Source organism: Chroococcus sp. FPU101 (assembly GCF_017312365.1).
Classification (GTDB): Bacteria; Cyanobacteriota; Cyanobacteriia; order Cyanobacteriales; family Microcystaceae; genus Chroococcus.
In genome coordinates this window covers 99,924-113,282 of record NZ_BLJI01000002.1, presented here as the reverse complement: position 1 = coordinate 113,282, position 13,359 = coordinate 99,924, and the positions used below count along the sequence as shown (strand labels likewise).

The following is a 13,359-nucleotide window of genomic DNA, read 5'->3' as shown; positions in this document are numbered from 1 at the left end:
GACCGAATTAATTAAGATGGATGATTTGATGTATCGAACTAAATTACTTGACACAGAAAGTCGGTTCCTGTCTTTAACAAATAACTCATCAACCATTTTTTATCCTATGTATATGGTATGTTAGCAGATAAATTCGACAATATAAGCCAATCGTCTTTTCCTTTGTGGATTAATGGAGTAACTCGCAGTGGCAAAACAACTTATTTGGTGAATGCTTTCCGTCGATGGGTTTTAAGAAAACGGAGTTCATACCAGTTAATCTCCAAAACCAAGAACCCAAGTGACCAACTCGTCGCATCTGTGTTAGTTTTGGCTGCTAATGAGGATAATCGAAGATTTTTGTCTGATGCGGTTTCTCTTAGCTATCCTATGTTGTGTAAAACCCCTTTAGGATTTATTACCGATGAAGTAATGCTATTTTGGCCATTACTGTTTGAACAACTCAATCTTAAAGCACAATTTCCCTTACGTCTACGCCCTGAAACTGAACAGGAATTAGCCACACGTTTATGGCGCTCGTACTATCCTAACCCCATCATCGGAATTAGTGAAGCTCGTTTAGTCCGAACCGTCTTAGACTTATTACAGTTAGCGGGTGCGAGTGGGATCGCTCTTGAAGATATTCCAACTCTGTTAGATGATGGATTATCGAGTGACGATCGCGTATTACTTAAAGCGATCGATCCAGAACAGGGTATCCAAAAAGCCAAAGAATTTCTTGACATTTGGCGACAATGGTGCATAGACCGAGGCTTACTGAGTTACGGTATTATTTACGATCTTTACTGGCGGTGTTTACTGCCTGATCCTAAATATCAAAATCAGTTAAAACGCCGTATATCTGCTGTTTTCGCTGATGATTTAGATGATTATCCAGCTATTGCCAAAGATTTATTTGATTTTTTCCTTACTCAACAAGTTGACTGTGTTTTTACCTTTAACTCTAATGGCAAAATTCGTTTAGGATTAAATGCAGATCCAGATCATTTAGCCAGTATCGCGGCAGGATGTAGGATAAAAACGCTCTTAGAACCTCAAGGACTAGCCAGCGAATTTGAAGAGACATTAATTCAATCGATTAACGATCCTATCTATCTCAAGAGTTTACCCGATCAAATTGAATCGATCCAAACCATCTCACGCGCTGATAATTTAAGAAAAATTTCAGAAGTGATTATTCAAGCGGTCAAACAACAATATATCAATCCTGCTGATATTGTCATTATTGCACCAGGTTTAGATGAAATTGCGCGTTATAGCTTTATTGAAGCCCTGACTAAAGAAAATATCCCAGTACAACCATTAAATGAACAACGTCCTTTAAATAGTTCTCCCTTGGTTCGTACCTTATTAACCCTGCTTGCTTTAATCTATCCAGGTTTAGGTCGTTTGGTGACACAGGATGCTGTCGCTGAGATGTTAGTTATATTAAGCCGATCTGATATCGATCCCGTCAGAGCAGGATTAATCGCGGATTCCTGCTATCATGTTGATCCAGAATATCCCTCACTGTTACCCCTTGAAACATTTCAAAGATGGGATCGTTTAGGATATCGCGCATCAACAAGCTATTCTAAGATTTTAGAATGGATTAATCACATTAAAGAATTGCGGCAACAACAGGGTTTAACGCCGATTATGATCTTAGATCGTGCGATTAAACAATTGATCAATTATAAACAGTTAATGTTCGATCAACTAGCCGTGTTACGAGAATTGATGGAAACCGCACAACATTATTGGGAAGTTGATCGCAGATTACGGCAAAATGAACCTAGTTTCCAAACTCCCACCGATACGATCGCACAATTTATCCAATTATTGCGCCGAGGAACCATTACTGCAAATCCCTATCCCGTGAGAAATTTAAGTCATCAAGGTGCCGTCACATTATCGAATATCTTTCAGTATCGATCACTACGAACCGCCCATCGTTGGCAATTTTGGCTCGATACTGGTTCACCCCTTTGGCCAAAAGGTGGGGCCGCAACATTATACGGCGCACCTTTATTTTTACGCAATTGGTCGGGACAAGTTTGGACACCCGAAGATCAAGAAATCGCCGATCAAGAGCGTTTACAACGAATTATCAAAGATTTATTGGGACGCGCCACCGAAAAAATTATTTTATGTCACAGTGATTTAAGTGTAAGTGGAACTGAACAAATCGGCCCGTTACTCTCATTAGTCCAAGCATCCAGAGAAATTAAAGATTTAGCACCCGTTGAAGCGGTGTAAAGGCTGAACTTTGTGTAACAATTTGTAGGAAAGAAACACTAAAACTAACCATTATGGCAGCAACAATTAAAAGAGGATCTTTAGTTCGTGTCCTTCCAGAACAATTAAACAATAGCTTAGAAGCGAAAGCCAGTGATAGCCGTTTTCCTGCTTATTTATTCAACAGTAAGGGCGAGGTTGTTGATCTCAACGACGAATATGCTTTAGTTAAATTTTATGTTCCGACTCCTAATGTTTGGCTTAGGCTAGAGCAATTAGAAGCAGTTTGAGCCAGCGTTCTGTCGCAAAACAAAAGGCAGAGATTTCAGGATAGATAATACCTGATTTCTCCGCCTTCTGTTTAAAAAAGGTTAAATTTCAGCAACAGCACGTTCAATCAATCGTCTAGCGAGTGACTGGGTTCCCGTGTGTTCAAAATAATTAGTTGTAATATCCAAGAAAGCGGCTAGATAATCTAACTTACCTTCAGAAAAATCAATAAAGCTATTAAAACGATTCAGTAGTTTTTCAGGGGTTAATGATTTTTGTGCGACAAAATTACCCATCCAGTTTTTCGTCGAATTAAAGCTTTCACCAATAAAGGCTAATTGTCCTTCTGTACTCTCACCCGGAATGAGTGGCTTAATTTTACCAAAGGTTGAATTTTTTTCTAACTCAGCAGGGGAAAGAATACCGAGAGTGCTTTCAACTTTTTTGATAAAATCAGGCCCCAAGGGAATCAAACCATCGATAGAAACTAAGGCAGCCATCCGCATCAAAGATTCACCGCTATATTCACCCAATGCACCGACAAAATCCCCAATACTATCGCCTGGAATGCCATTAATTTGACAAAAAGCGACTAATTCTGTGACCAGTTTCAGAACGAGGTCTAAGGTTTGAGCCTTTTCAGAGTTGGGGGTTATACGATTGAGTAAACCGCCTAAAGGAATCCTACCACTGATTTTATTGGCTAAAGCGGCTGTGGCTAATGCAGCATCAGCGTCATCAATGGTTTGATATAACCATAAAGCCCGTTGATAGCCTTGGGATTTATCATTAAATAACCATACCGCACGATCGCCAATTTGTTGAATTAGGGCTTCATCGGTTTCCCCTGTGACTTTGACAATTGTGTTTTTAAAGCCGACAATATTTTCCCATTGTCCTGGAACCACAAAATCTAAGGCTCTCAGGGTAGTTACTGTCATATTATTGGTCGGTAACTCATCGACTAATTCATAAATAGGCTTACTCACAAATTGACTCTCCTACTACTTAATTGATCTAAAAATGATTAATTAGCAAATATCCAAGCGGGTTGTTTCTTGGCTGTCAATTCATCGGGTTCTTTTGGCGAAGGGATAAAAGAGGGAGCTTTTTTCGCGGTGATGGTATTCGTCTCACCTTTAGCTTGTAGTTTCGCTAAACCTGCTAAATCAAACTTTTGTAACCAAGTTTGTCGATCTTTTTCAGTAAAAGCTGGATCACGAGACAGAACTTTTACTTGATAACGATCATTTATTAAAAGTGCTGTTCCTGTTGTGCCTTGTTGCACGGATGGATAACCTTTGATCTGTGCTTGACTGCTTTTAAATTTAGCGGTTGCAGTGGGATTATTAAGTGTGTCAGAGATCGACATCACGGCTAACTCAGTTCCACCTTTTTTCAGCTTGGCTTCAGCAAAACCTTTCTTTTCTTGAACAAAAACTCGATCATATCCTCCCCCTGATGGTGGGAAGAATTGATTAAATGTACCGCCTGTTGTAGAGTCTTTTACGACTGCACTAGCTCCTTTGGCTGTACTTTCTTTTTGGGCTTGGTCAAACTGAGAAGGTGCTTTAGCGCAGGATGTTACTAACAAAAGGCTCGCTAGTAAGCAAACCATTAACATTCTTTGTAATCGTCGCATCATGGTTAATCAATAGAAATTCAAAAAAGATTTTCTTTTTGTAGTATAGCTCTATCGATTACTCGGTTTGTGTTAATTTTTTCATCTAAATTAATCCAAAAATAGTTTTGATTAACTATTCTCAATTGGTTTAAGTTTACACTATACTATCAGAAGAAAAAATAAAATTAAATTGATTAAATGACAACCCTCTTAGGGATGATTTGCCAATCACTTATAACTAGAAGTACAAAATTTGAATTGTCCCTAAACCTTGTCTTAATCAATAAACCTGTTAAAATGCCTTATGACTTTCGCGTGTGAATATGAGGATCTTACTTTATTCGTATAATTATCATCCTGAACCGATCGGGATTGCGCCCTTGATGACTGAACTTGCTGAAGGACTCGTGAAACGGGGTCATGAGGTGCGGGTGGTGACGGCGGTTCCTTGGTATCCTGCTAGTGAAATTCCGTTAGAGTACCGCGATCGTTTATATTTTACTGAAGAACGCCATGGGGTTAAAATACAGCGTTGTTTTGTCTGGGTACGTCAACAACGGGGTCTAAAAAATCGTGTTCTATTTGAACTGAGTTTTGTTGGTTTAAGCTTAATTCAGGCTCTTAGGGGCTGGAAACCCGATTTAATATTCTTAACCGTACCAGGTTTACCCGTTTGTGTTCCTGCGGCTTTTTTAGGCTCTATTTATCAAGTTCCGATCGTTCTCAATCTTCAAGATATTTTACCCGATGCGGCGGTTCATGTTGGGTTACTGACGAATCAAAAAATGATTCAAGTCTTTTCAGGTTTAGAACGTTTTGCCTATCGTACTGCTACCCGCATTAGTGTTATTGCCGATGGTTTTACGAAAAATCTTTTAACTAAAGGTGTTGAACCCGAAAAAATTGTAGAAATATCTAATTGGGTTGATGTCAATTTTATTAAACCTTTACCAAAAGAAAATAATTACTTCCGCAAAGCCAATCATTTAGAAGATAAATTTGTTGTTTTATATTCGGGAAATATTGCCCTCACTCAACCCCTAGAAACTTTAATCGATGCGGCGGCACGTTTAAGCCATCTTTCTAATTTAGCGGTTGTGATTGTCGGAAAAGAAGAAGCTTTAGCCCGTTTAGAAAACTATCGGATACAACAAGGGGCAAATAACGTCATTTTAAGACCGTTTGAACCGAGAGAAAAGCTACCAGAAATGTTAGCGGCGGCTGATGTGGCGATGGTGATGCAAAAACATAATGTGATTTCTTTTAATATGCCGTCAAAAATTCAGGTTTTATTAGCCAGTGGTCGTCCCATTATTGCCTCTGTTCCCGAAACAGGAACCGCCGCGAGAGCAATTATTAGCAGTGGTGGCGGGTTGGTTATTCCTCCCGAAGACCCCGAATCACTCGCCCAAGCTATCTTAAAATTATATTCTGATCCTGAGCGAGTTAAAATCTTAGGTCAACAGGGACGAGTTTTTGCCGAAGAAAACTACGCTTTTGAACGCGCTTTAGATAAGTATGAAGCCCTATTTCAAGAGGTGGTCGAAGAATTCTAACAATTGATTGTCTGTTCTAATTCCCAAGGGCTAATCTGTTTACTATAGTCCCGCCATTCTTGATATTTTAATTTCAAATAAGACTTGACAAAACCATTATTTAGTGCATTGGCGAGGATTGTATTTGTTTCCAAAGAACGTAGGGCATCGAGTAAATGAATAGGTAAAGATTTGACGGTTCCTTTCGGCAGTGGATCAGTATAGCTATTATTATCGTAACGTGGGCCTGGATCGCGTTTTTGTTCGATGCCATCAAGTCCAAGGGCAATTAAAGCCGCAGGTAACAGATAGGGGTTAGCAGCACCGTCAGCCAGTCGCAATTCAAAACGACCTGCATCGGGAATACGGATCGTGTGGGTACGATTATTACCACTATAACTAATGGTACTGGGCGACCAAGTGGCACCCGAAGCGGTTACAGGTGCATGAATACGTTTGTACGAGTTAATCGTCGGATTTGTAAAAGCACATAAAGCTTGTGCCGAATGGAGTACACCCCCAATAAACTGATAGGCTAAACTCGATAACCCTAACTCTCCTTCTGGATCATAAAAAAGATTGGTGGTTCCTGCATTATCCCAAACTGAAAGATGAGTATGACAGCCATTTCCTGTTAAATGAGGAAAGGGTTTCGGCATAAAGGTCGCTCGCAAACCGTGTTTTTCTGCAATGGATTTCACCATATACTTAAAAAAGGCATGACGATCGGCGGTACAGAGTGCATCCGCATACGTCCAATTCATCTCAAACTGACCATTCGCATCTTCATGATCATTTTGATACGGCCCCCATCCTAAATTCAGCATTCCGTCACAGATTTCTGAAATGACATCAAAACGACGCATCAGAGACTCTTGATCATAACAGGGTTTACTAGAGCGATCGCGTGGATCAGATAATTGATGTCCCTCGGCACTCAAGAGAAAATATTCACACTCGACCCCTGTACGAACCCGATAACCGCGTTCCTCTGCTTGTGAGAGAACACTTTTTAGGACTAAACGGGGTGTTTGTATGATCGGTTTTCCATCCACAGAATACAGATCCGCAGGCATCCAAGCAACGTCGGGCCGCCAAGGTAGTTGAAAAAGGCTATTTGGATCGGGAATGGCAAGGATATCGGGATCAGCAGGGGTCATATCTAACCATGCCGCAAAACCCGCAAAACCCGCACCATTAGCGGCTAGAAGATCGATCGCTTGTGATGGCACTAATTTCGCTCTTTGTACACCAAACAGATCAGTAAAACAGATCAGAAAGTAACGTATACCCTTTTGATGGGCAATTTGGGAAAGAGGGTCAGTCATAGTATGTGTTAGGGTTAGGTATCTAAAAAATCTCGAACGGTTTCACGAATAAATGCTTCATCTGAGGGATTTTGATAGGGATTACCAGCACGATGTCCCCAGATCGATATAATCGGTTTATATTCAGCATTTGGTATTATTTTCGCCTCAATCTGGCAATCTTCGGCTGTAAAATAAAGATCAGTTGTCGCAGGCATGACTAAGGTTTTAGCTTGAATTGATCCTAAAGCGCGTTGATAATCTCCTTGATAGATGGGATTATTACTAACATCACAGCGTAACCAAGTATCGATCATGACTAATAAATTATGGGGATCTCGTTTACGATAGCTGACTTCCCAAAATCTCACTAGATAGTCTTCGAGTGAGGTGTAACCCAGTGAGTAATACAGTCCTTCTCGATAGAATGCTTGTGAAGCGGCCCAACTAGCATAAATTCGCGCAAAAGTTTGTAAACCTCTTTCGGGAATGCCTTCAAACTGAGTACCTGTCCAAGTTGGATCAGCCCTGAGCGCAGAGCGTAAGCTTTCTAAAAAGATTTTATTATGATCGGTGGTGCGGGCGGTTCCACAAAGTGAGACAATTTTTGACATGCGATCGCTATACAAGGCCCCCCAGTGATACGCTTGTTGGGCCCCCATTGACCAACCATAAATCAAGGCTAACTGTTCTATCCCTAGATGTTCTAATAATTTTTTTTGGGCGCGAATATTATCAAAGTGACTAAACCAAAGTTCTGATTTTGTCAATATGTATGTACTATTACTGGGGGAACTAGATAGACCATTGCCGAACATATTGGGAATAATAATAAACCAACGAGTCGGATCAAGAATCCCATCAGCGCGGATCAGCCATTCAATATCGGTATGTTGTGCGCCATAGGAAGTCGGGTAGAGAATAACATTCGTGTGTGAGTCATTCAATTCCCCATAGGTTTGATAAATTAGATGCGCTTCGCTTAGAACGACCCCACACTGTAATTCAAAGTTTTTTAGGGTGAAACAATGGGTCATTGTCCCAATTGAGCAATAATTTTACGGTTAACTGTTACATATCCTGGTTCAACGTGCCTAAAGTGGGTTCCGAGTTTTTGGTGTGCGTCAGGTAAGGCATGAAAGGGAATAGAAGCATACATATGATGTTCTGCATGAAAAGGCATATTCCACATCAAAAAACGAATCGGCCAAAGTGTTAAGGTGGTACGAGTATTGGTTAGTGGGTTAGCTTCATTGGCACAGTTAGTATGTTCAGCCATTAAAATTAGACGTAAGATCGGTTGCCCAATGATTAGAGGTAGTAACCAATATAAGATAAACCAAGGCTGTCCAAAAATAACCGAAATAGCGATCGCAATTAAGTAAGTTAATAATTGTAAACGAACTGAGAAAATGACTTCTTTTTGTGCTGCTTCAGAAATATAAGGGTATTGTTCGACTTGTCCAAAAGCAATACGGAAATGGGTTTTAGTTTTTCCGATCCACCAATTTTTACCGCTAATTTCTAAAAGATAGTCTCCGAAGTTGTTGAGGGTGAGATCGCCAAGTTCGGGATCTTTATCGAGGATCTGGGTGTAACGATGATGCCATTTATGATAGCGACGGTAGAAAGTGCTGTTATAAAACGAGAGAAGTCCCGCAAACCAAGCAACTAACTTATTGAGGCGATCGCTCTCAAAAGCTGTACGGTGTGTGGCTTCGTGCATCGGCGCAAACATCGACGCTAGACTAAAACCATAAACGATCACCGCAGGAATAGCGATCGGTAAATTAGTAAGATGGGTGATCCACAGGTATCCACTGACTCCCATAATACCGAGATGTCCTGCTAGTTGTAATAGACCTTTTCGATCAGAACGCTCATTTAAAACGCCTAATTCTTCAGCCGATAGAATTTGATAGTGTTTGGAATTAATGACAGAAGTAGACATCGCACACTTACCCAACCCAGATAAAAATTAGCTATTTAAAATATATCTTTGGGTTGATGTGTAAAATTGTAGTTACTGCTACCGTCTTAAATTTTCAGTTATGTATCTTTTTTCGGTAAAGTAATAATAAAGATGGTTCCCTGTTTTAGAACACTTTCGACACTAATTTGTCCGTGATGACTTTCAACGATGGTTTTAGCGATCGCAAGTCCTAACCCCGATCCTCCAGCATTTTCTTTTTGATGAGTGCGCGAGGGATCAACACGATAAAAACGATCAAAGATATGTGGTAGATCGGTTTCTGAGATACCACTTCCAGTATCTTTGACTTTCACCTGTAATAAATGATGGCGTTCGCGTTTAATTTGTTGCAGTTCGACTTCTACTGATTTTTCGCTTTTCGTGTGTTCAAGAGCATTACTGATTAAATTGGTAAATAATCGAGCTAATTGATCCCAATCCCCGTTTAAAGTAAAATTATCTTCATCTAAAGACGATTCGACTGGACTGTGAATCTGTAAACATAAACTAACTTTTTTATTTTCTGCCGTTTGCCGTTGTTCTTCAACCACTTCAATGAGTAACGCATCTAACGGAACTGATTGAAAATTGGATTGTACAATACCACTATCCGATCGTGCTAAAAACAACAAATCATTCACTAAATTCCCTAGCCTTTGCGTTAGTCTTTCAATAATTCTTAGTTGTCGTTGTTGCAGTTGGGGTTCACTCTGAGGATATGCTAAGGCCATTTGAACATTAGTTTGGATCATAGCGATCGGATTTCGTAATTCATGGGATGCGTCGGCGGTAAATTGTTTTAAGCTAGAGTATGAATCCTTAACTGGTTGCATCGCTATACCAGAGAGAAACCAACCACTCGCACCGACAGCAATAATCATGGCACTAATCCACAAAAATAAGTCTATAATCAATTGGCGAATGGGTTTAGTCACTTCAAACCAAGGATGACTTACTCGCAGATAACCTAAGATATGGTGTTCGCGTTCGACTCTCGTGGTGACTTGTCGCAATAAATGATCAGACTGTAGATAAATCGTTTCTCCGTAGCGGTTAGGATGTAGGGGAATGTTTAACGGTTCAGAAAAAGTTGACCACAGCAGTTGACCACTCGGATTAAACCATTCTAAATCAATATGGTCGTCTTCTTTGGTTTCCGTACTATTTCCAAAGGTTGCTTCTAAGTTAATCTGATAGTGTCCCCCCATAGTCGGTCTACTTTGTAGGACAATTGAGCGATTCACCACTTCGACAACGTGCTTTAGCGTATCATCAATGCGTTCGACGAGGGTATTACGGACATAAAAATAAACCCCTGTCGCAAACAACAATAGCAGAATCGCAGTAACAGTGGTGTACCATAAAGCAAGACGACGACGTGTTCTTTGAAACATATCTATTCATCTTGGGTTTTATCTTTAACACCGCGCATAATCCGAGATAGTTCTGATTTTTCATCAACTGTAATCCGCGTCGGAGAACCGCTAATGATACGCTCATAATTGCGGAAAGAGTCTTTAATTTCTGGCCCATCTTGATTAATGGTATATTCCCGAATCCCTTTATCATGCCAAGATCCACGCATTTTAAAGACATTGATAGCGCGTGACATTTCCCCTTTAATCTCAACATATTGCAACATCAAAATCGTATCCGTAATCGTAGATATATGGGATTCTGTAATCGAATTTCCCCCCATAAATTGATCGGTTGTATTAGTAAAAAATCCAGTGATTTCTTCTTGTTTGGCAAATCCAGTCACACCGATCACAAACTGACGAAAAGCGTTATTACTAACTCCTCTAGCTAATGCTGAAAGAGAATCAATCGCAATTCGAGAGGGTTTAAATTCAGCAATTTCTGATTTAATCATCTGTAAATGATCTTCTAAACCTGCTGATTCTGGATAAGAACAGAGTAATTTTAATAACCCTTTTCGTTCCATTTCCTCAAAATCAATTCCCCATGAAAACGCATTTCTAGACAGTTGCGCTCTTGATTCTTCATAAGCAAATAAAATCGCACGTTCGCCGCGTCTACACCCTTCTTCTAAAAATTTACTGACTAAAAGGGTTTTTCCTGTTCCAGTAGCACCTGTTGCTAAGATAATTGAATCTTTAAAGAATCCTCCTCCACACATTTCATCTAAAGTTTTTACCCCAGTAGAAATCCGTGCATTCGAAGATCTTTGAGTGAGTCGCATTGCACCCAGTGGAAAGATATTAATTCCATCATTCGTCATGGTGAATGGGTATTCTCCTTTCATGTGAGTTGTACCGCGTAATTTGAGAATTTCGGCAGTACGACGACGACGTTCTCCTTCTAATACGTTGCGAAAAATGACGACATTATCGGAAACAAATTCTTCCACCCCAAAACGTGCGACCTGTCCGTATTCTTCGACACGTTCTGTTGTCATAATTGAGGTGACTTCGAGTAATTTTAGACGCGCTACTAAACGAAAGATTTCACGTCGTACAACAGAAGCAGCTTCATATTGTTGGAAAACGGCGGTTACTGAATCAACAGAAACTAATTTAGCGTTATATTTTTGAATTGCGTATTGAATGCGTTCAATTAAGGCGGATAAATCAAAGCTTCCGACGACTTCTTGTCCTTCAGGATCTGGAGAAGCATCTAAAATAAATAGTTTACCTTCTTCAATCAATGCAGGTAAATCCCAACCAAAACTATAAGCATTTTGAATAATATCATTAGGTGATTCTTCAAAGGTGACGAATAGACCTGGAAAATCAAAATATTTTATGCCATGATATAAAAATTGGATCGCCATCAAGGTTTTACCCGTTCCTGATGTGCCACTGATTAGAGTCGTTCTTCCTGCTGGTAAACCACCGTGACTAATCTCGTCAAATCCTTCAATCATTGTCCGAATCTTTCGGACACCTAAAGAGTGATATTTTTGTTTTTTTCCATTCGGAATCAGTTGACTCATTGTTTTTTAATAACGTTTATCAAAATTTATTAAGCAAATCGAAAGAAATTATTAATTTATTCTAGTATAGTCGCTTTGTAGTTAGCTTTCTAGGTCGCGTTCTCTGATCTCTTCATAGAGTAAGTCTAATCCGATCAGGACTTTTTCTCGATCGCTAAGATCCCCAATTATTTTACGAACAGGTGGCGGTAAAACTTTTGATAGAGTAGGAGTTGCTAAGATTTTATCTTCCTCAGCTAATTGAGGATTTTTTAAAACATCAATAACTTTTAGCGCGTAAACACCTTGAAATTCTTCTTCTAAGATGTTTTTTAAGGTTTTTAATGCTCTCACTGAATTAGGTGTATTCCCTGCTACATATAGCTTGAGAACATAAGTTTTTCTAATGCTATTCATAAAATCGTATTATTTTAATTGCGGTTAGCGATGACTTCATTTTAGAGGATTTTAATCTAGGCTAAATAATAGCTCATAGGGAACATCTTCACGAGGAATAGAGCGGCGATACATTTCTCCTAAATGTGCAAGAATATCAATCAAAGCTAGACGATAATCTAATAAAATTTCTTCGCTTCTTCCTTCGAGTTTCAATTGTTGAGAAAATGTATCGATTAATTCCATATGAATTTCAAGAATTTTTGAGATTGAAACATCAGCAAAAAAAACTTGATTAACAAATTCATCAATTTCTTGATTGATTGGATAGTTTATAGAAAAATAATTTAGAATAATCTCGCGGTAATTTTGTTTAAGTTGTTCGAGTAGCTCGTGTTTATCGTTTTGTGACAAATTCCGATAAAAATATTGAGAGTTTCTTTTATAGTATACGCCCAAATATCCCAATCGCTCTTTTAACTTTTCGGCTAAACGACGTTGTTGTAGTAACAAAAAGCTTTGTTTACTCTCCATTTGATTTGCTTTATTTAAGAGAAATGGCTGATCTGCAATCGAACAATTAGGGCCTAAATGAAGAAATTGTGCGATCGCTTGGTCAATCATGGCAGAAATCTCCTCAATTTGGCTAGAATCGGTGTGAATTTCGGCACTGTGATAAAAATGGGTCGGATGATCTGATGAGGATTTTTGCTGACTCAAGTCTTCACCGATGATGACAATTGGTAATAATAATCCTTCCTCATACAGTTGATTAAATGAGGGTAATAAAGGAGATTGAAAATAGACCACCAGACAATCAATTTTTTCTTTATGTTCTTTAAGACAATTAATAAATTGATCTGGAGATTGAAAAAAATATAAATCGTATCGCTCCTCATTCAGCAAGGTTTTTAAGGACTGAGCGAGGTCAGAATCAAGAACAAATAGATCGATCGTAAGACGCAGTGACAAAGGTTTTTCTACTTAAATAACAAATAATAGACAATAAAATATTAAGTAATGTTTCAGCTTAAGGAATTACCGTTAAAGATGTGGTATTGATTAAAGACTTAACATTGACGAAGTTACCTAATTAACTGTAA

12 protein-coding genes are annotated in these 13,359 nt (G+C 39.1%); 3 read left to right on the top strand and 9 right to left on the bottom strand.

Features of this window, described 5'->3' with window-relative positions:
* Positions 1 to 117: 117 nt before the first annotated feature.
* Positions 118 to 2,238, top strand: a complete 2,121-nt coding sequence (locus tag CFPU101_RS03100; protein ID WP_206813877.1) for a recombinase family protein — start codon at positions 118 to 120, stop codon at positions 2,236 to 2,238.
* A gap of 53 nt (positions 2,239 to 2,291) precedes the next feature.
* Positions 2,292 to 2,507: an NAD(P)H-quinone oxidoreductase subunit O gene (locus CFPU101_RS03095; protein ID WP_206813876.1), complete on the top strand. Its 216-nt coding sequence runs from the start codon at positions 2,292 to 2,294 to the stop codon at positions 2,505 to 2,507.
* 81 nt (positions 2,508 to 2,588) lie between these two features.
* On the opposite strand, the gene CFPU101_RS03090 is transcribed toward CFPU101_RS03095, so the two are convergent.
* Both CFPU101_RS03090 and CFPU101_RS03085 read right to left on the bottom strand, forming a co-directional pair.
* A complete protein-coding gene (locus CFPU101_RS03090) occupies positions 2,589 to 3,476 on the bottom strand; it encodes a hypothetical protein (protein WP_206813875.1) in 888 nt (295 codons plus the stop codon).
* A gap of 38 nt (positions 3,477 to 3,514) precedes the next feature.
* Positions 3,515 to 4,132, bottom strand: a complete 618-nt coding sequence (locus CFPU101_RS03085) for a hypothetical protein (RefSeq protein WP_374191926.1) — start codon at positions 4,130 to 4,132, stop codon at positions 3,515 to 3,517.
* Positions 4,133 to 4,434: 302 nt separating this feature from the next.
* Between CFPU101_RS03085 and CFPU101_RS03080 the strand changes: the two genes are divergently transcribed.
* On the top strand, positions 4,435 to 5,667 hold the full coding sequence (locus CFPU101_RS03080) for a WcaI family glycosyltransferase (RefSeq protein WP_206813874.1): 1,233 nt from the start codon (positions 4,435 to 4,437) through the stop codon (positions 5,665 to 5,667).
* On the opposite strand, the gene glnT is transcribed toward CFPU101_RS03080, so the two are convergent.
* The 7 genes from glnT to CFPU101_RS03045 form a co-directional block, all read right to left on the bottom strand.
* Positions 5,664 to 6,974 carry a type III glutamate--ammonia ligase gene (glnT, locus tag CFPU101_RS03075; protein ID WP_206813873.1) on the bottom strand — a complete coding sequence of 437 codons (1,311 nt, stop codon included), beginning with the start codon at positions 6,972 to 6,974 and terminating at the stop codon, positions 5,664 to 5,666. The two genes, CFPU101_RS03080 and glnT, sit on opposite strands and share 4 nt — an antisense overlap.
* 14 nt (positions 6,975 to 6,988) lie before the next feature.
* The gene (locus tag CFPU101_RS03070; protein ID WP_206813872.1) at positions 6,989 to 7,990 is read right to left on the bottom strand and encodes an alpha/beta fold hydrolase; all 1,002 of its coding nucleotides are present in this window, start codon (positions 7,988 to 7,990) and stop codon (positions 6,989 to 6,991) included.
* Positions 7,987 to 8,904 carry a fatty acid desaturase gene (locus CFPU101_RS03065; protein ID WP_206813871.1) on the bottom strand — a complete coding sequence of 306 codons (918 nt, stop codon included), beginning with the start codon at positions 8,902 to 8,904 and terminating at the stop codon, positions 7,987 to 7,989. The genes CFPU101_RS03070 and CFPU101_RS03065 overlap by 4 nt, the downstream gene beginning before the upstream one ends.
* A gap of 98 nt (positions 8,905 to 9,002) precedes the next feature.
* Entirely contained in the window at positions 9,003 to 10,319 is a 1,317-nt protein-coding gene (locus CFPU101_RS03060) for a cell wall metabolism sensor histidine kinase WalK (RefSeq protein ID WP_206813870.1), read from the bottom strand.
* A 2-nt stretch (positions 10,320 to 10,321) separates the two neighbouring features.
* On the bottom strand, positions 10,322 to 11,881 hold the full coding sequence (gene kaiC, locus CFPU101_RS03055; RefSeq protein ID WP_206813869.1) for a circadian clock protein KaiC: 1,560 nt from the start codon (positions 11,879 to 11,881) through the stop codon (positions 10,322 to 10,324).
* Positions 11,882 to 11,962: 81 nt separating this feature from the next.
* Entirely contained in the window at positions 11,963 to 12,277 is a 315-nt protein-coding gene (gene kaiB / locus CFPU101_RS03050) for a circadian clock protein KaiB (protein ID WP_206813868.1), read from the bottom strand.
* A gap of 51 nt (positions 12,278 to 12,328) precedes the next feature.
* Positions 12,329 to 13,228, bottom strand: a complete 900-nt coding sequence (locus CFPU101_RS03045) for a circadian clock protein KaiA (RefSeq protein WP_206813867.1) — start codon at positions 13,226 to 13,228, stop codon at positions 12,329 to 12,331.
* Positions 13,229 to 13,359: the final 131 nt, after the last annotated feature.

Bases quoted from the DNA above. Each gene is read 5' to 3' on its own strand.
- CFPU101_RS03100 (WP_206813877.1), top strand. From the start codon at position 118: ATGTTAGCAGATAAATTCGACAATATAAGCCAATCGTCTTTTCCTTTG.
- CFPU101_RS03095 (WP_206813876.1), top strand. From the start codon at position 2,292: ATGGCAGCAACAATTAAAAGAGGATCTTTAGTTCGTGTCCTTCCAGAA.
- CFPU101_RS03085 (WP_374191926.1), bottom strand. From the start codon at position 4,132: ATGATGCGACGATTACAAAGAATGTTAATGGTTTGCTTACTAGCGAGC.
- CFPU101_RS03080 (WP_206813874.1), top strand. From the start codon at position 4,435: ATGAGGATCTTACTTTATTCGTATAATTATCATCCTGAACCGATCGGG.
- glnT (WP_206813873.1), bottom strand. From the start codon at position 6,974: ATGACTGACCCTCTTTCCCAAATTGCCCATCAAAAGGGTATACGTTAC.
- CFPU101_RS03070 (WP_206813872.1), bottom strand. From the start codon at position 7,990: ATGACCCATTGTTTCACCCTAAAAAACTTTGAATTACAGTGTGGGGTC.
- CFPU101_RS03065 (WP_206813871.1), bottom strand. From the start codon at position 8,904: ATGTCTACTTCTGTCATTAATTCCAAACACTATCAAATTCTATCGGCT.
- CFPU101_RS03060 (WP_206813870.1), bottom strand. From the start codon at position 10,319: ATGTTTCAAAGAACACGTCGTCGTCTTGCTTTATGGTACACCACTGTT.
- kaiC (WP_206813869.1), bottom strand. From the start codon at position 11,881: ATGAGTCAACTGATTCCGAATGGAAAAAAACAAAAATATCACTCTTTA.
- kaiB (WP_206813868.1), bottom strand. From the start codon at position 12,277: ATGAATAGCATTAGAAAAACTTATGTTCTCAAGCTATATGTAGCAGGG.